The 16,819-nt window shown below is 71.0% G+C and carries 15 protein-coding genes; 10 read left to right on the forward strand and 5 right to left on the reverse strand.

What is annotated here, in order from left to right:
• Positions 1 to 245: 245 nt before the first annotated feature.
• The 3 genes from LZ199_RS43600 (at position 246) to LZ199_RS43610 (ending at position 4,897) form a co-directional block, all read left to right on the forward strand.
• Entirely contained in the window at positions 246 to 3,392 is a 3,147-nt protein-coding gene (locus LZ199_RS43600; RefSeq protein WP_253999769.1) for a GAF domain-containing protein, read from the forward strand.
• Positions 3,389 to 4,528, forward strand: coding sequence for an ATP-binding response regulator (locus LZ199_RS43605; protein ID WP_253999748.1), 1,140 nt, complete (start codon positions 3,389 to 3,391; stop codon positions 4,526 to 4,528). The genes LZ199_RS43600 and LZ199_RS43605 overlap by 4 nt, the downstream gene beginning before the upstream one ends.
• 162 nt (positions 4,529 to 4,690) lie before the next feature.
• The gene (locus LZ199_RS43610; protein ID WP_253999749.1) at positions 4,691 to 4,897 is read left to right on the forward strand and encodes a hypothetical protein; all 207 of its coding nucleotides are present in this window, start codon (positions 4,691 to 4,693) and stop codon (positions 4,895 to 4,897) included.
• A gap of 15 nt (positions 4,898 to 4,912) precedes the next feature.
• On the opposite strand, the gene LZ199_RS43615 is transcribed toward LZ199_RS43610, so the two are convergent.
• From LZ199_RS43615 to LZ199_RS43625, 3 genes are all read right to left on the reverse strand, one after another.
• Positions 4,913 to 5,701, reverse strand: coding sequence for an FRG domain-containing protein (locus tag LZ199_RS43615; RefSeq protein WP_253999750.1), 789 nt, complete (start codon positions 5,699 to 5,701; stop codon positions 4,913 to 4,915).
• 78 nt (positions 5,702 to 5,779) lie between these two features.
• On the reverse strand, positions 5,780 to 6,190 hold the full coding sequence (locus tag LZ199_RS43620; RefSeq protein WP_253999751.1) for a response regulator transcription factor: 411 nt from the start codon (positions 6,188 to 6,190) through the stop codon (positions 5,780 to 5,782).
• 158 nt (positions 6,191 to 6,348) lie between these two features.
• The gene (locus LZ199_RS43625) at positions 6,349 to 6,585 is read right to left on the reverse strand and encodes a hypothetical protein (RefSeq protein ID WP_163863103.1); all 237 of its coding nucleotides are present in this window, start codon (positions 6,583 to 6,585) and stop codon (positions 6,349 to 6,351) included.
• 264 nt (positions 6,586 to 6,849) lie between these two features.
• On the opposite strand from LZ199_RS43625, the gene traC reads away from it, so the two are divergent.
• Together traC and LZ199_RS43635 are read left to right on the forward strand one after the other, a co-directional pair.
• Positions 6,850 to 8,670: an outer membrane exchange accessory lipoprotein TraC gene (gene traC, locus LZ199_RS43630; protein WP_253999770.1), complete on the forward strand. Its 1,821-nt coding sequence runs from the start codon at positions 6,850 to 6,852 to the stop codon at positions 8,668 to 8,670.
• Between the two features lie 281 nt (positions 8,671 to 8,951).
• Positions 8,952 to 10,412, forward strand: a complete 1,461-nt coding sequence (locus LZ199_RS43635; RefSeq protein WP_253999752.1) for a M57 family metalloprotease — start codon at positions 8,952 to 8,954, stop codon at positions 10,410 to 10,412.
• Between the two features lie 79 nt (positions 10,413 to 10,491).
• On the opposite strand, the gene LZ199_RS43640 is transcribed toward LZ199_RS43635, so the two are convergent.
• Positions 10,492 to 11,751 (reverse strand): MDR family MFS transporter, encoded by a 1,260-nt coding sequence (locus LZ199_RS43640; RefSeq protein ID WP_253999753.1) that lies wholly within the window; start codon positions 11,749 to 11,751, stop codon positions 10,492 to 10,494.
• A gap of 290 nt (positions 11,752 to 12,041) precedes the next feature.
• Positions 12,042 to 12,629, reverse strand: a complete 588-nt coding sequence (locus LZ199_RS43645) for a hypothetical protein (protein WP_253999754.1) — start codon at positions 12,627 to 12,629, stop codon at positions 12,042 to 12,044.
• 132 nt (positions 12,630 to 12,761) lie between these two features.
• Here LZ199_RS43645 and LZ199_RS43650 point away from each other — a divergent pair, with 132 nt between their 5' ends.
• The 5 genes from LZ199_RS43650 to LZ199_RS43670 all read left to right on the forward strand — a co-directional run bounded on the left by LZ199_RS43650 (position 12,762) and on the right by LZ199_RS43670 (position 16,682).
• Positions 12,762 to 13,733, forward strand: coding sequence for a LysR family transcriptional regulator (locus LZ199_RS43650; protein ID WP_253999755.1), 972 nt, complete (start codon positions 12,762 to 12,764; stop codon positions 13,731 to 13,733).
• The gene (locus LZ199_RS43655; protein WP_253999756.1) at positions 13,730 to 14,635 is read left to right on the forward strand and encodes an AEC family transporter; all 906 of its coding nucleotides are present in this window, start codon (positions 13,730 to 13,732) and stop codon (positions 14,633 to 14,635) included. Before LZ199_RS43650 ends, LZ199_RS43655 begins: the two co-directional genes overlap by 4 nt.
• Before the next feature lie 7 nt (positions 14,636 to 14,642).
• The gene (locus tag LZ199_RS43660) at positions 14,643 to 14,957 is read left to right on the forward strand and encodes a hypothetical protein (RefSeq protein WP_253999757.1); all 315 of its coding nucleotides are present in this window, start codon (positions 14,643 to 14,645) and stop codon (positions 14,955 to 14,957) included.
• Positions 14,958 to 15,097: 140 nt separating this feature from the next.
• Positions 15,098 to 15,898, forward strand: a complete 801-nt coding sequence (locus tag LZ199_RS43665) for a nucleotidyltransferase family protein (protein WP_253999758.1) — start codon at positions 15,098 to 15,100, stop codon at positions 15,896 to 15,898.
• Between the two features lie 112 nt (positions 15,899 to 16,010).
• Positions 16,011 to 16,682: a hypothetical protein gene (locus LZ199_RS43670; protein WP_253999759.1), complete on the forward strand. Its 672-nt coding sequence runs from the start codon at positions 16,011 to 16,013 to the stop codon at positions 16,680 to 16,682.
• Positions 16,683 to 16,819: the final 137 nt, after the last annotated feature.

Consider the following 16,819-nt stretch of genomic DNA (forward strand, 5'->3'; position numbering starts at 1 on the left):
TGTTTGAAGTCGCAAGAGCTCTCAAAGGCTGCCGGTTTGTGGCTTTTGTGACGCTGTTGCGGGGATGTCAGGAGTGACCAGGGCTGTTGTTGTCAGGGTTTCCCGGCGGGTAGGCGGGACACCCCCGGTCCGGTGGAGCTCCCGGGAGCATCGGTCCGCCCCTCCCGGTCAACTGTCCGGTGGTGGAAAGCTCGCGGTGCCGAAAGGGTGGCGCGGGTGCGGGCTGTTGAGCTGATGTGCGCACCATGTTCCCGTCCCATCCCCGCCCGGAGCAGGCGGCCGAGGCGCCTGAGCCGCAGGAGGAGCTGTTCCAGGGAGCGCTCTCCCGGCAGGTCCTGGAGAGCCTGCCCCAGCTGGTGTGGATGACCCGCCCCGACGGGCACCACGTCTATTTCAACTGCCGCTGGTACGCGTACACCGGGCTGACGCCCGAGCAGTCGCTCGGCGATGGCTGGCAGCAGGTGTTCCATCCGGACGACTTGAAGGAGGCCGGCAGGCGCTGGGCCCACTCCCTGCGCACCGGCGAGCCCTATGAGGTGGAGTTCCGCTGCCGGCGTCATGACGGGGCGTGGCGCTGGATGCTGGGCCGCGCCAGCCCCCTGCGGGACTCCGACGGCCACATCCTCCGGTGGCTCGGCACGACGACGGATATCGAGGACCCGAAGCGCGCCTCGGAGTCCATGCGCTTCCTCGCCGAGGCCGGCGCGCTCCTGTCCTCCTCCGCGTTGGATTTGGAAGGCACGCTGGCGTCGCTGGCGCGGCTGGTGGTCCCCCGCATGGCGGACTGGTGCGCCGTGGAGCTGGTGGAGGAGGCCGGCCTCACGCGGCAGGTGGCGGTGGCCCACGTGGACCCCAGCCGGGTGCGGCTGGCCGAGGACCTCCGCGAGCGCTACCCGCCGCGCGAGGACGACCCGCGAGGCGTGCTGTCCGTCATCCGCACCGGCACGCCCGTGTTGCTGGAGTCCATCTCCGAGGAGGGGCTGGTCGGCGGCGCCCGGAGCCCCGAGCACCTGGGCTTCCTGCGGGAGCTGGGGCTGCGCTCGGCGGTGATTGTCCCGCTGCGGGCTCGAGGGCGGGTCCTCGGCGCCCTCACGCTGGTGACGGCGGAGTCCGGCCGGCGCTTCGGCCCGGAGGACCTGGTGCTGGGTGAGCAGCTCGCCTCGCGCGCCGCGCTGTCGGTGGACACCGCGCGCCTGCACCGCGAGACGGAGGAGTCGCTGCGCCGCAGCCAGGAGGAGCGCCGCACCGCGGAGACGCTGCTGCGCATCAGCGCCTCGCTGTCCTCGGAGCTGGACCCGGGGGTGCTCGTCCAGCGCATCACCGACGAGACGGTGGCCCTCACCGGCGCGGGCTTCGGCGCCTTCTTCGAGAACCGCGTGGACGAGCGCGGCGAGTCGTACCTGCTCTACACGCTGTCCGGCGCGCCCCGGCGGGCCTTCTCCCCCCTGCCCATGCCGCGCAACACCGCCATCTTCGGCCCGACGTTCCGGGGCGAGGGCACGCGCCTCTATGACGACGTGACGCGCCACCCGGACTACGGCAAGAGCGAGCCCTTCCACGGCATGCCCCAGGGTCACCTGCCGGTGCGCAGCTACCTCGCCGTGTCCGTGAAGGGCCGCTCCGGCGAAATCCTCGGCGGGCTGTTCTTCGGACACGAGGAGCCGGGGCGCTTCCGCGAGGAGCACGCGCGGCTGGTGGAGGCCGTGGCCTCGCAGGCCGCCGTGGCCCTGGACAACGCGCGCCTGTTCAGCGACGCGCGGCGGGCCGAGGAGCGCTTCCGCTCGCTCGTCACCGCCACCGCCCAGGCGGTGTGGGTGACGCGCCCGGATGGCGTCATCGAGGAGGACAGCCCCTCCTGGCGCGACTACACCGGACAGACGTACGAGCAGTGGCGGGGCTGGGGATGGCTGGACGCCGTCCATCCGGAGGACCGCGAGGCGGCCGCCCGCGCCTGGCGGGCGGCGGTGAAGGACGTGCGCGCCTATGAAGTGGAGTACCGCCTGCTGCGTCCGGACGGCACGTACTCGCCGACGATGGTCCGGGCGGTGCCCGTGCTCAACGCCGACGGCGCCGTGCGCGAGTGGGTGGGCACCAACACGGACATGACCGCCCAGCGCCGCGTGGAGGAGGGCCTGCGCCGGTTGGACCGGGAGCAGGGCGCTCGCCGCCTGGAGGCCCTGCGCGCGGAGGTGAGCGGCGCGCTCGCGCGAGAGGGCACCGTCGGCGAAATCCTCCAGGCCTGCGCGGAGGCGCTGGCCCGTCACCTGGACGCGCTGGTGGCGCGGGTGTGGTTGTACTCGCGCGCCGCGGCGATGCTGGAGCTGGTGGGCAACGCGGGCCCCTCCGCCCCGCCGCCCGACCGCTGGGGCCGGGTGTCGCTGCACGGCCAGAGCCTGGTGGCGGAGGTGGCCCGCAGGCGCGAACAGGTGTGGGTGGACCAGATGGAGCAGGATGCGCGCGTCCTGGACCCGACCTGGGTGCGGGAGACGGGGGTGCGCTCGTTCGCCGGAATCCCGTTGCTGGTGCGAGGCCAGCTCGTGGGCGTCATGGGGCTCTACAGTCGCAACGTGCTGGGTGAGGACGCGATGGCGGTGCTGGCCACGGTGGCGGACGCGCTCGCGCAGGGCCTGGAGCGTCGCCGGGCGGAGGAGTCGCTCCGGCTGCGCGCGCGGGAGCTCGCGCGCTCCAACGAGGAGCTCCAGCAGTTCGCCTACGTGGCCTCGCATGACCTGCAGGAGCCGCTGCGCATGGTGGCCAGCTACACGCAGTTGCTCGCGCGGCGCTACCAGGGCCGGCTGGACGCGGACGCCGACACCTTCATCCACTACGCGGTGGACGGCGTCACCCGCATGCAGCAGCTCATCCAGGACCTGCTCGCCTACTCGCGCGTGGGGACGCAGGGCCGCGAGCCCAGGCCCGTGGACGCCAACCGCGCGCTGGAGCGGGCGAAGGCCAACCTCCGGGTGGCCCTGGAGGAGTCCGGCGCCGACTTCCGCGCGGGGCCGCTGCCGACGGTGCTCGCGGACGAGTCGCAGCTGGCGCAGCTGTTCCAGAACCTCATCGGCAACGCGCTCAAGTTCCACGGCGACTCGCCGCCGCGCGTGGAGGTGACGGCGGAGGCGCAGGGCGCCGAGGTCCGCTTCTCGGTGCGGGACTGGGGCATTGGCATCGACGCGCAGGACTTCGAGCGCATCTTCGTCATCTTCCAGCGCCTGCACGGCAAGGAGGCGTTCCCGGGGACGGGCATCGGGCTGGCCATCTGCAAGAAAATCGTCGAGCGCCTGGGCGGGCGCATCGGCGTCGAGTCCCGGCCCGGGGAGGGGAGCACCTTCTGGTTCACCCTGCCCTGGCCGCCGGCCGGAGCCGCGGTGTCGTCCGAGGCGTCTTCATGAGTGAGATTGGCACGAACGAGCGTCCCCTGCGCCTGCTGCTGGTGGAGGACAACCCCGGCGACGCGCGGCTGCTCCAGGAGGAACTGCGCGAAGTCAGCACCACGCACTTCGAGGTCCTCCACGTCGAGCGCCTGGCGGACGCGGTGCGCGTGGTGAGCGGCGACACCCAGGTGGACGCGGTGCTGCTCGACCTGTCGCTGCCGGACGGACACGGGCTGGGCAACATCCCGCCCCTGCTCCAGGCCGCGCCGTCCGTGCCCCTCGTCGTGCTCACCGGCACGGACGACGAGCGACTGGCGGTGCGCGCGGTGCACGAAGGCGCGCAGGACTACCTGGTGAAGGGCCAGGTGTCGGGCCCGCTGCTGGTGCGCGCGCTGCGGTATGCGATTGAGCGCAAGCGGGTGGAGGAGGGCCTCAAGCGAGAGGAGGCCGCGCGCCGCACGGCCGTGTTCCGCGAGCAGTTCCTGGGCATCCTCGGGCACGACTTGCGCAACCCGCTCCAGGCCATCTCCGGCAACGCGTCCCTGCTGTTGCGCCACGGCGGCCTGAGCGAGCCCCAGCGCAAGGCCATCAACCGCATCTCCATCTCCGCGGACCGCATGGCGCGGATGATCAACGACCTGCTGGACTTCACCCGCACGCGCCTGGGCGCGGGCTACGTGCTGGAGCGCGCGCGGATGAACCTGCACGAGGTGCTGCGCCAGGTGGTGGAGGAGCTGGAGGTGGCGCACCCCCGGCGCCAGTTCGAGCTGAGCCTCATGGGCAACGGCTGGGGCGACTGGGACGCGGACCGCATCGCCCAGGCGGCGTCGAACCTGGTGGGCAACGCCGTGCAGTACTCACCCGAGGACACCGCCGTGCGGGTGATGGTGGCCGACACCGAGGGCGGCGTGCGCGTGGAGGTCCACAACTGGGGCCTGCCCATCCCCACCGAGCGGCTGGCCTCCATCTTCGACCCCTTCGTGCGCGCCCAGGACATGCGCAGCGCCCAGCGCAACGGCCTGGGCCTGGGCCTCTACATCACCCACGAAATCGTGCGCGCCCATGGCGGCCTGCTGGGCGTCTCCTCTTCCTCGGAGGAGGGCACCTGCTTCTGGCTCAGCCTGCCGCGCCAGTACGTGGCCGCCGGCGGCTGAGCGTCACGGCGAGCCACCTGCCTGCCTGCTCTGGTCGGGAGCAGGCGAGCGAGGACGTGAAGGCGCGGCGCGCGTCGCGGCGCGAGGCGGGAAGACACACCCTTGAGAGGTGCACTTCATCTGGCCGTCGCAGCCTGGCGGCCCCTTCCAGGAGGTCCGGCGATGCTCATGCTCGGTGCAGCCCTCTTCGGTACGCTCATCTTCTTGGTGGCCCTCTTCGTCGTCATCCTGTTCGGCGCCGCCGGCAACAAGTGGGAGAAGGACATCCGCGCGGTGACGGACGAGGAGCGCGCCAGGGGGCTGCTCGACGCCGGCACCCTGCAGGACCCCAACATGGTGCGGGGACCTCACGTCCACGCGCATGCCTGAGTCAGGAGACGGACCTCAGCGGGGCCGCGGGCTGTAGTAGCGACGCAGCCAGCGGCTCAGCCCGTCCAGGCCGGGGAAGAGCACGCGCTCGGTGACGTTGGCCTGGTCCAGCTTGTCGCGCACCTCCCACTTGAGGGCCGCGGGGATGATGAGCTTGCGCACCCCGCGCTTCTGTTTCTCGAGGAAGGTGTCCAGGCGCAGGTCCGGCCCGTTCATCACCGAGAAGAGCGCGAACTGGTTGACGATGCGCGCGTCCAGGGACGGCGGCTCGAAGAAGAGCACGAAGGGGTCGCGGGTCAGCCTGTCCAGGTCCGCCATGGAGCCGGCCGCCGCCGCCAGCATGTCCCCCGTGAAGACGTCCGCGCCCTCCTTGCGCAGCTGCGCCTTGAGCGCGCGGGGCAGAAGGCGATTGGTCTCCCGGTAGTCCACGCACCACACCACGCCGTCCGCGCACGCCAGCTCGCTGTCCTCGGTGAGGAAGTGCAGCGCGACGTTGGGGCTGAACGTCCAGTCGAGCATCCGCGTGGGCAGGCCGTGGTGCTGGGCCAGGGCGAGCCAGTCCCAGACGGAGTCCAGGGGCTCGCGAGGCGTGCCGCGCGCGTACTTGCGGAAGGCGCGCAGCAAGTCCCGCTCCTGGCGCACGAACATGCCCTGGCGGTTGAGCGCGGTGGACAGGTCATGCTCGACGTGGGGCATGCCCCGGAAGACGAAGTTGGAGCGGTGACGCCCCAGCGTCTCATTCCAGGAGTCGGCGAACAGCGAGTCCTGGAGCTCCAGCCAGGTGGTGACGCGGTGCTCTTGCATGACGAGGACAGGCGCGCCTGGTGCCAGGCCCGCTGCCTCTGGAAGATGGGACGTGCGTCGCGCGCGCGGAAGCGGGCGTCAGGCCACGCGTTGGTCGCGGGGCGCCACGGTGGCCGGAGGCAGGCCCGGCTGGGTGAGGCTGTGCAGGATTCGCGACAGCTCTCCCGGGGCGAAGGGCTTGCGCAGCAGGCACACCGCGCCCTCGAAGGCGGGCAGCTCCAGGTCCAACCCCGTCGTCAGGACGATGGGCAGCTCCACCAGCGAGCGCTGCGCGTGCAGCATCCGGATGAGCCCCTGTCCCTCGATGTCGGGAAGCAGCCAGTCCAGCACCAGCACGTCCACGCGAGGCTCGGAGAAGAAGGCCCTCAGCGCGGTGAAGCCGTTCTCGCAAGCGACGACCCGGTAGCCCTCCTGCTCCATGGCCTCGGTCATCGCCTCTCTCAAGAGGCCATCATCCTCGGCCAGGACGACCACGGGGCGATAAGGCATGCGGAAGGCTCGCGAAGACCGGAGAAGAAGGGCTTGAAGCGGCACGCGGGTCCGGACTCCCACCACCACCGTGGGACAGAACCCGGGAGGGCCCCTGCCTCGTCCCGGCCTCCACACATGGGTGGAGGGCCGGCACGTCGCCTGCCCTTCACACCGGGCTAGGGTCTTCCCGAGTCCGCGGGCTGGTTGAAGGCGTACTGGTCCGCGCCTGGCGCGGCGTCCTGCTGGAACATGGGACACTTGGCGCAGGTGAAGCTGTCCCAATCCTGGCGCACCGCCACGTCGATGCAGCCGCCGTAGAAGCGGCAGTGCACGTTGCGGTGGTCCTCGACGGAAAAGGACTCCGCGCGCATGGGCAGGCGGAACTCTGTGGGACGCGGTTGTGGACAGGACATGTTGACTCTCTTGCCCCCCTCGTGGGTGCGTTGAATCGTCTACCGGCTGTTGCGACGCGTCATTCCCGAGGCAGCCCTCTCGAGGCCCGCGCGATTCACGGCGCACCTCATAAAGGCCAGCAGCAGGGGTTGCCATTCGCGCCGGCCGGCCGCCCGTGGGGCGTGGGGACGGGCCTCAAGCCACGCTCGCCTGGCCCGCTGCTGGGAGGCGAGGGTGCGACGCCGGAGATGGAACACTTCACCCGGTGCCTCCTTTCCCCGAAGATGCGAGGCGTGTCCGCTCCCCCCCGCCCCCTTCGTCCGGCTCCTGGCGCATCTCGTGGCGTGCTCGGCGCCCTGGCCCTGGCCTCGCTGCTCGTCCTGACGGCCTGCTCGGCGTTCTCCCGCGCCGTGAAGGAGGGAGACTCCGCCAGCCAGCAGCAGAAGTGGGCGGAAGCGGAGGCGGCCTACCTGCGCGCGCTCGCCGCGGACCCGGAGGCGTCCGAAATCACCGTGAAGCTGCGCGAGGTGCGCAAGGCCTGGAGCCAGGTGGTGCTGGAGGAGGCCCGGGGGGTGCGCGACGCCGGGGACCTGGACGGCGCCATGAAGCGGCTGGTGCGCGCGCTGGAGCTGGACGCGGAGAACACGGCGGCCAGGGACTTGTTGAACACGACGCTGGATGAGCGCGTGGCCGTGGCGCTCGTGGCGCTCAAGGCGGACAAGCTCCAGGAGGCGCGCGTGGAGCTGGACGCGGTGCTGTCGGTGGCGCCCGAGCACGCGGGCGCGAAGAAGGCGGTGGACCAGGTGCAGGTGGCGTGGGCGAAGCGCTGGTTCAACACCGGAGACGGGCTGGAGAAGGCGGGCAAGCTGGGCAACGCGCTGGTGGCCTACGTGCGCGCGGACCAGGAGCGCGTGGGCGCGACGGCGGCCCGCGAGCGCGCGGAGGCGGTGCGGCAGAAGCTGCGCGACGAGGTGGCCTTCCTCGTGGTGGCGACGCCCGTGGAGGACCGCGCCGGCGCGCCGGACGTGGCGCAGCGGCTGGCGGCCGGGAGGCTGGCGGCCATGCTCCCCACCCAGCTCCCCCTGCGCGTGGTGACGGAGGCCCCCGAGGGCCGCGAGGGCGTGAAGCTGGACTTGTCGCTGGAGCGGGTGCTGCCGCTGAAGGCGGTGGAGGACTCGCAGCGCTCGCACCGCTACCTCGCCGGGAAGACGTCCGTGCCCAACCCGCGCCGCGCCGGCTTCGAGACGAAGCTCCTGCAGGCCGAGCGCTCCCAGGAGGAGGTGGACCGCAAGCAGGCCGCCGCCCTGCGCGAGTACCTGCGCATGCAGACGGAGATGAACCTGCTGCGCGCGGGCGCCGAGCGCTGCCGTGAGCGCGAGCGCCGCGAGTGTCTGGAGGCGCTGCAGGAGTGCGGCGAGGCCGCGCGCGAGGCGGAGAAGCCCGGCACGCTGCCCGGCGAGTGCAGCCCCGCGCGCTGCGCCAGCGGCCTGTGCTCGAAGGAGGAGCAGCTGCTCGCGCAGATGGTGGTGGCGGTGAAGGACCGGGAGACGAAGCTGGAGGCGGCCCTGGAGAAGTCGGAGTCGCAGCGAATCGAGGTGCAGCGCCACCGCGACACGACTTTCAGGGAGCCCGTCACCGTGGAGGAGAACATGTTCTCCGACTTCGTCTACGACGTGCAGATGCACCGCCTCACCGTGACGGCCTCCGTCACCGCGGTGATGCGCGACTTGCTCAAGGACCAGGTCCCCGCGCCCCACACCGACGACTTCGCGGTGATGCACGAGGACATGTCGCACAAGGGCTACGACAGGTACGGCGTGCTGGCGGACCCGGTGCAACTGCGCAACGAGCTGGAGCTGCGTGTGGAGGTGGGGGACAAGGCCGTCTCTGACCTGGCCCGCAGGGTGAAGGAGCGCTTCGACGCGTACCGCGGCAAGCGCGTGGAGGACGCCCGCCGGGGCATGGTGCGCCCCGGCGCCGAGGACGTGGTGGAGACCGCCGTGCGCGCCCTGCTGCTCACCGCCGACGCGCCCCCGCCCGATGTCCTCCAGCCCCTGGCTCGCGCCCGGGGCCTCACCCGCCCCGAGACGCTCCTGGGTTTGTAGTCCGACCTGACCCGGGACAGTTTACAACGGGAGTGTCCTTTTCTGGGACACTCCCGCTTTTGCGTTCCAACCCTTTGGAATCAAAGGGGTTTTGTTACGGATTGTTACGGGATTTTACAGCCGGAGCGTGAAGCGTGGAGTCTTGGTGCTCCGTGAATCCCCGGCGTTTCCGTAAAAGCATGAGGGAAATCCACTGGTTGGGGGCTGGCATGGCGGCTGCTTCGTCGCCGGTCCCGAGCTGTCGGAGCTCTGGCAGTACCCCCCTCTCGAAAAGGAAGTTCATGTCCAAGTCCAAGTTGATCGGTGCCCTCACGGGCCTGGCGCTGCTGTCCGGTTGTGGCGGCGGCGAAGGTTCCACCCCCGCCCCCGAGGCCGTTGGCCAGGGGATGTCGTGGGAGCAGTTCCTCTCGGTGGTCTACCAGGAGCCGGACACCGGCATCTTCATCGCTGACGGCGACACGACGTTCGCCAACGAGAAGCTGCTGCGCGAGTTCTACGAGAACAACGTTCGTAACGGGCAGCTCATCGTCCACACGGCCGGCGGCGTGGATGCCGCGTGGAACGCGACGCAGAAGAAGAACATCACGTACTGCGTGAGCACGACGTTCGGCACCAACTACAACGCGGCCGTGCAGGCGATGGCGAACGCGGCGGCGGCGTGGGAGGCGGTGGCGAACATCGACTTCGTCTACGTCAGCGCGCAGGACGCCAGCTGCACCGCGAGCAACCAGAACGTGGTGTTCGACGTGCGTCCGGTGAACTCGGGTGGCCAGTACCTGGCGCGCGCGTTCTTCCCGAACGACACCCGCGCCAACCGCAACGTGCTCATCGACAACACGGGCTTCGGCAACACCTCGCCCTGGACGCTGACGGGCATCATCCGTCACGAGCTGGGCCACACGCTCGGCTTCCGCCACGAGCACACCCGTCCCCAGGCCGGCACGTGCTTCGAGGACAACAACTGGCGCCAGCTGACGACGTACGACTCCAAGTCGGTCATGCACTACCCGCAGTGCAACGGGACGCAGACGGGCGACCTGGTCATCACCGCGCTGGACGCGCAGGGCGCCGTGGCGCTCTACGGCGCGCCGGGTGGCACGGACCCCGAGCCCCCCACGGGCACCCCGACGACGGAGACCCGCACGGGCACCGTGGCGACGGGCTCCAACACCAGCTACGGCCCCTTCAACGTGGTGGCCGGCACCAGCTTCAGCGTGGCGATGACGGGCACGGGCGACCCGGACCTGTATGTGCGGTTCGGCGCGGCCCCCAGCACGACGGCGTATGACTGCCGCCCCTACCTGAGCGGCGCCTCCGAGTCCTGCAACGTGACGGTGCCCGCCGGCACGACGACGGCGTACATCATGGTGCGCGGCTACGCGGCCGGTACCTTCAACCTGACCATCAACTACACCAAGCCCGGCACGGGCGGCACCGGCACGCCGACCACGGACAGCAAGACGGGCAGCGTCGCGGCGAACACCAACGTGAACTTCCCCGCGTACAACGTGGTGGCTGGCACCACGTTCCGCGTGGCGATGACGGGCACGGGCGACCCGGACCTCTACGTCCGCTTCGGCGCGGCGCCCACCACCACCACGTACACCTGCCGTCCGTACCAGACGGGCGCCACGGAGACGTGTGACCTGACGGTGCCCGCCGGCACGACGACGGCGTACGTCATGGTGCGCGGCTACACGGCGGCCACGTACAACCTGGCCATCAACTACACCAAGCCGTAGTCGCTTCAGGCTTCCGGTGTGGAACGCGGGCGGTCTCCTTCACGGGAGGCCGCCCGTTGTCTTTGGATGCAAGGCGCCTTCAGTCGACCAGGGGGCTCAGGTCCGTGCGCACCGCGCGCTCCGAGTCCAGTCTGCGGCGGCGGGCCCCTGCGATGGAGAGCTGCCAGACGGCGCAGCCGAGCCCCAGCACGAGACAGCCGAGCCACAAGGCCGACGTGCCGAAGCGGCCGAGCACCCAGCCGCCGAGCGCGGGCGCGGCGCTGGACGCCAGGCCCCAGAGCATGTGGTAGGCGCCCTGGTAGCTGCCGCGCAGTCCGGACGGCGCCAGGTCCGCGACGACGGAGGGCGCGACGGGGGCCTGGGCCATCTCCCCCAGCGTCCAGATGGCCACGGCCAGGGCCGCGAGCGCGACGTGGCCCGTCAGCGCGTGCAGGCCGAAGCCGACGCCGGTGAGGACCGCGGCCAGGGCGAGCGCCTGGGCGCGGCGCAGGCGGCGCAGCACCGGGTGGGTGAAGGGCTGGAGCGCGACGATGAGCAGGCCGTTGACGGACAGCACCGCGCCGAACTGCGCCTCCGTCAGTCCGCGCGCGCCCAGGGCCAGCGGGAGCGACACCTGGCTCTGGTAGAAGATGAGGGCCACGCCGAAATAGGGGATGGCGAAGGCGACGAAGCTCGGGTCCAGGAAGGGCGCCAGCAGGGCGCTCCCGGCGCCGGGGGCGGGTGTGTCGGAGGCTGTCGCGGGCCTGGAGGGGCGCGTCTCCGGCAGGAGCAGCCAGATGCAGCAGCCATAGGTGAAGGTGGTGATGGCGTCGGCGATGAAGAGCGTCAGGTAGCCGTAGCGGACCATCAGCCCGGCCAGCGGCAGGGCGACGGCGAAGCCCACGTTGACAATCCAGTACAGCAGGCCGAACGCGCGCTGGCGGTCCTCGGGCGAGACGACGTCCGCCACGGCGGCGGACACGGCGGGGCGGTAGATTTCACCGACGATGCCCAGGCCAAAGGCCGCCATCGCGATGATGGCGGGCTCGCGCGCGAAGCCGAGGCAGAGCATGCCCACCGAGCCCAGCCACAGCCCGCCCGCCAGGGTGATGCGCCGGCCCACGCGGTCCGCGAGCATTCCGCCCAGGGGACTGGCGATGACGGCGCCCAGGCCATAGAGCGACACGGTGAGCCCCGCGCGCTCGACGCTGAAGCCCCGCTCCCGCGTGAGGTACAGCGCGAGGAAGGGCACCACGAAGCTGCCCAGCCGGTTGACCAGCGTGCCCACCCACAGCACCCAGTACGTGCGCGGCAGGCCGCCCGCCATCTCGTGCAGCGCCCGTCGCAGCGCGCCCGTCATGGCCGTCCTCCCGTCGTTGCCGCGAGGAGACGCGAGGGGCACCGGAAGACGAATCGAGAGGCCATGGCTGCGCGCGAGCATGCGTCAGCGTGCTGCTCGCTCCAAGCCACACGTGCGGAGGACGACGGAGTCCCGAGAGTCGATGTCTTGCTTTGGGTTCCGAGCATTTGCCCGGCAATGACGAGGACCCCGGGGCGCGCCTGAAAAGCGCGTCCGGGGCCCTGGGGACTCCGCGCCTCTCTCCCTGCGCCGTGGCCCGAGGAAGGAGGCGGCTCACTCGATGGCCTGGCTCAGTGCTTGACGACGGGGTGGGACGCCAGGGTTTGAGGCCGCTTCGCCGGGGCGCACATGTCGTTGTCGGCGGGGCGCTCACCGAAGAAGAGCTGGCTGCCCTCCACCTTCACCACGTCGTGGTCCGTGCCGCAGGAGGCCAGGGGCTTGAAGGAGAGGCACGCGCCAGGGACGGGCTGCTCCACGCCCACCGTCCACGCGCCGGTGCCGCAGCCTGTCTGGGTGAAGACGTCCGCCAGCGGCTGCACGTGCGCGGTGAGGTAGCGCTCGCCGAAGGCGAAGTTGCCCTCGGTGGCGCCCGACACCTTCTCCGAGTCCTGTCCCAGGCTGTAGGGGCCGACGACGCGCGCGGTGAACAGCTTCGTCTGGCAGCCCGCGTCGCCGAAGACGTCCAGGTGGAGCGTCCAGGCGGACTCGGTGAGCTGGAAGTGGCGCTGGAGGTAGTTGCTGGTGCCATCGCCGTTGGGGACGGCCTCGCAGGCGGCGCTGTCCCAGGTGCCGGCGAGGTCCTGGGGACGGACGTGGGACTTGGCTCCGCCGCACGCGGCGACGAAGAGGGTGGCGAGGGCGAGGACGAGGCTGCGCATGGCGGGACTCCCAAGAGGTGGGTTGCTTCGGAGCGGGGCGACCCGCTTGCCGGTGACGCCATGAATGCGCTGGTTGGGGTCCTGCGGAAATGCTGGAGGTTGCAGGGAGGGGCTGCGAGATTGCAGGGCACCATGCTGGACTGGAATGACCTGCGGTACTTCCTGGCGGTGTCGAGAGAGGGGACGCTCGCGGGCGCGGCGCGGGCGTTGAAGGTGGATGCGACGACGGTGGGGCGCAGGCTCGCGGTGTTGGAGGAGACCTTGGGGGCGCGCCTGTTCGAGCGGACGCCGGGGCGGCTCGTTCCGACGGCGGCGGCGCGGGGCATCCAGGGGGCGGCGGAGGAGATGGAGGGGGCGATGCTCGCGGTGGAGCGTCGGGCGGGTGGGGAGGACGCGCGGCTGGAGGGCGTGGTGCGGGTGACGACGACGGAGGCCTTCGCGGTGAACACGTTGTTGCCGCGCTTCGCGCCGTTCCGGGAGCGGCATCCGGGCATCGAGGTGCGGTTCCTCACGGACTACGGGGCGCTCGACTTGAGGCGGCGCGAGGCGGATGTGGCGGTGCGGCTGACGCGGCCGAGCGAGGCGTCGCTGGTGGCTCGCAAGGTGGGAGACATCGCGATTTCGCTCTATGCGTCGGAGGCGTATGTCGCGCGTCGGGGGTTGGCGGACCCGGCGACGGGGTTCGCGGGGCATGACGTGATTGGGTACACGGGGGCGGCGGCGAAGTGGCCGGAGGCGCGGTGGTTGGAGTCGGTGGGGGCGTCCGCGCGGGTGGGGGTGCGGTGCAACTCGTTGCTGTCGGTGATGGCGGCGACGGTGGGGGGACTGGGGCTGGGGTTGATGCCGTGTCTCCAGGGAGACCTGACGCCAGGCTTGCGGCGGGTGCTGCCTCCGGTGGTGGCGCTGCGGCGTGACATCTGGCTGGTGGTCCACGCGGACCTGCAGCAGAACGCGCGGGTGCGGGCGGTGCTGGACTTCCTGGCGGAGCTCATCCAACGCGAGCGGGCGTTGTTGTCGGGTGGTGGGACGGTGGCGGTCGGGAAACAGGAGTCACGGTCGCCGCGCGCGGGGCAGCGGCGCCGCGGGAAGGCGCGGGCGTCATGAGTCAGGTCATCGGGTTGTTGGGGACGTGTCTGGTGTTGGGGGTGCTGGCCCGGCGCAGTGGGAAGTTCCCCGAGGGCTCGGCGGGGCCGTTCAACACGTTCGTGCTGTACGTGGCGTTGCCGGCGCTGGTGTTGCGGGTGATGCACCGGCTGGAGTTCGTGCCGTCGCTGCTGGTGGCCGCGGTGGTGCCGTGGCTGTACTACCTGGCGGCGGGGCCGTTCTTCCGGTGGCTGGGGCCTCGGCTGGGGTTGGGGAAGGAGTCGGTGGCGGCGCTGGTGTTGACGGCGGGGTTGGGCAACACGGCGTTCGTCGGGCTGCCGATGGCGGAGGCGCTGCTGGGTTCAGAGGGGCTGGCGGTGGCGGTGGTGGCGGACCAGCTCGGCTCGTTCCTGGTGTTGTCCACGTTGGCGACGCTGGCGGCGACGCGGGCGAGCGCGGGGGCGGGGCTGCCGCTGAGCGAGTTGGCGAGGAAGGTGGCGACGTTCCCTCCGTTCGTGGCGTTGGTGGTGTCGCTGCTGTTGCGGCCGGTGGGGTATCCGGTCTGGGTGGAGTCGGTGCTGGAGCGGCTGGGGGCGTTGTTGACGCCGCTGGCGTTGTTCTCGGTGGGGTTGCAGTTGCGGCTGTCGGGGGTGAGGGCGCGGCTGCCGGCGTTGTCGTTGGGGTTGTTCTACAAGCTGGTGTTGGTGCCGGGCGTGGTGATGCTGGGGCTGTGGGCATTGCCGGGGTTGTCGCCGGTGGTGGTGCAGGCGACGGTGCTCCAGGCGGCGATGGCGCCCATGGTGAGCGCGGCGATTCTCGCGGCCGAGCATCGACTGGACCCGGAGCTGGCCGTGCTGATGGTGGGCGTGGGGATTCCGTTGTCCTTCGTCACCGCGCCGCTGATGTTGTGGGTGGTGCGGTGAGGACGCGATGGCCTGGCTCCGTGCGCATCCGGCCCCGCTCAATGGCTCCAAGGCGCTGATTGGGGACGAGTACTTCAACGTGGTCTACTTCCGGGACAAGGACCTCCGTTACCTGCCCCCACCCGTCACCAGTTTCGACACAGTCGAGCAGGCGCGGGCCTGGGTCGACAGTCAGCCCGAGCCTCCGCGCCAGGTGCTCATTCTCATCAACGGTGAGCCCTATCTCGTGGCCTACCACTACCGCGTCAACGTCCGCGCCATCTACCCGATGTCCCTGGCCGCCAAGGCCGCAGCCGCCCCCGCGGACGAGTCAGCCGACTGAGGCGGTCTCACGCCTGCTCGGCTGCCCTTCGGGCGGGTACGCGGACGGCTCGCTGACGTGCCGGCTCTGCCCACCTATCTTCCCTCATGGCCGAGCAACCACCGAAGGCCTCCGGGGCACCCGGAGGAGACCCGAGGCGGATGGAAGTGCGGCGCTCCGTGGCGGAGCTGGGCGCGCGCACCTACGCCATCCAACTGCTTTCCGACGCTGGCATCCCCTTCCTCGTGGGCGGCGCCTATGCCTTCGCTCACTACACGGGCATCTATCGCGACACCAAGGACCTGGACCTCTTCCTCCACCGCAAGGACGCGGACCGCGCCATCGAGCTCCTCACGCGCAATGAGTGGCGCACCGAGAGCGAGGTCCACGGCTGGCTCCACAAGGCCTTCTGGGCGGACTTCCTCGTCGACCTCATCTACAGCTCCGGCAATGGCATCACCGGCATCGACGAGGCGTGGTTCGCGCACTCCGTCCCCGCCCAGGTGCTGGGCTGCCCGTGCCGCGTCCCTCCCGCCGAGGAGATCTTCTGGAGCAAGGCGTTCGTCCTCGAGCGCGAGCGCTTCGACGGCCACGAGCTCACCCACCTGCTCCTCAAGGTCGGCCCCACGTTCGACTGGGAGCGGCTGCTGCGACGCTTCGACCGCTACTGGGAGGTCCTCCTCTCCCACCTGCTCGTCTTCCGCTTCGCCTACCCGTCGGACCGCGCCATCGTCCCCGACTGGCTGATGCGCGAGCTGCTCTCCCGCGCGGACCGCTCCGTGGACCAGGGCAACTGGCCGGAGCGCATCTGCCGGGGACGCATCCTCTCGCCCCGCAACTATCGCGTCGACGTCGACGAGTGGGGCTTCGAGGACGGCGACACCTGGGACGTCCAGGAGCGCAAGAAGGACGACCCCTCGCTCGTGGCCGGCGGGGCCCCTGGCGCTGATGGGCTCCACTAAGCCCCTCCGCCCCACGTCCCTCCATGCGAGCCCCCGGGGCGCAAGGCCATGCCCGCCCCGGGCTTGAGACCCTACCTTTCCTCCAGTGCCCAGAGGAAAGGCAGGTGTCTCCGTGTCACGCCCTGAATCCGGACCCCGAGGAGCGCTCGGCACGCTGAGCGCGGTGCTGCTGTCGCTCGGGCTCGCCACGCCCGCCAGCGCGCAGCTCGCCGCCTCCGAGCGCGGCGGTCCCATCCGCCTCCAGGTGGGCGACCAGTCCCTCACCGTGTCCCTGAGCCGCGACACCGTGCGCGGCGGCGGCTTCGCCCTGCGGCGCACCGCTACCTCACTCAAGGGCCAGCTGCGCGGCGGCGACGTGGACCTGCGCTGGCGCACCGGTCCCATCGTCGGACGCGTGGGCGTGGAGGACAGTCGACTGGAGCTCTCCCGCATGGCCTCCGAGCCGGGCCTGCGCGTGGATGGCGAGCTCGCGAACTGGCCCACCTCGCTCGTCCTCTCCCCGGTAGGCATCTCCGGCGACGTGGGCGGCTGCAGCTACTCCATGACGGTGGCCGGAGGCCGCTACACCGGCTGGCGCACCTGTCAGCCCGACGCGGACGGTGAGCCGACCTCCGTCTCCCTCAGCCTGCCGGAGACGATTCACGTGCTCGGCGACACCGAGCAGGCCGCGCTCCTGTCCCTGCTGCTCTCCGCGCAGGGCCTGCCTCCCGCGCCGGCGCGCGAGGCGACCGACTCAGGGCGTACCCTCGAAGGCCCCGGTCTCGACGAAGCTCCGCGCAGGTGAGGCCCGGGTGGTGGCTCCAGCTGGGGTCCACTCTGCCCGAAATAATGAAATGGAATGGCGGAGGCCGCGGTGGGTTCCGGGCCCACGTCTGACAAAGCCCACGCGGGTCATGCTTCAATCCCTCTCCAGCGCGCACG

Source organism: Myxococcus qinghaiensis (assembly GCF_024198215.1).
Classification (GTDB): domain Bacteria; phylum Myxococcota; class Myxococcia; order Myxococcales; family Myxococcaceae; genus Myxococcus; species Myxococcus qinghaiensis.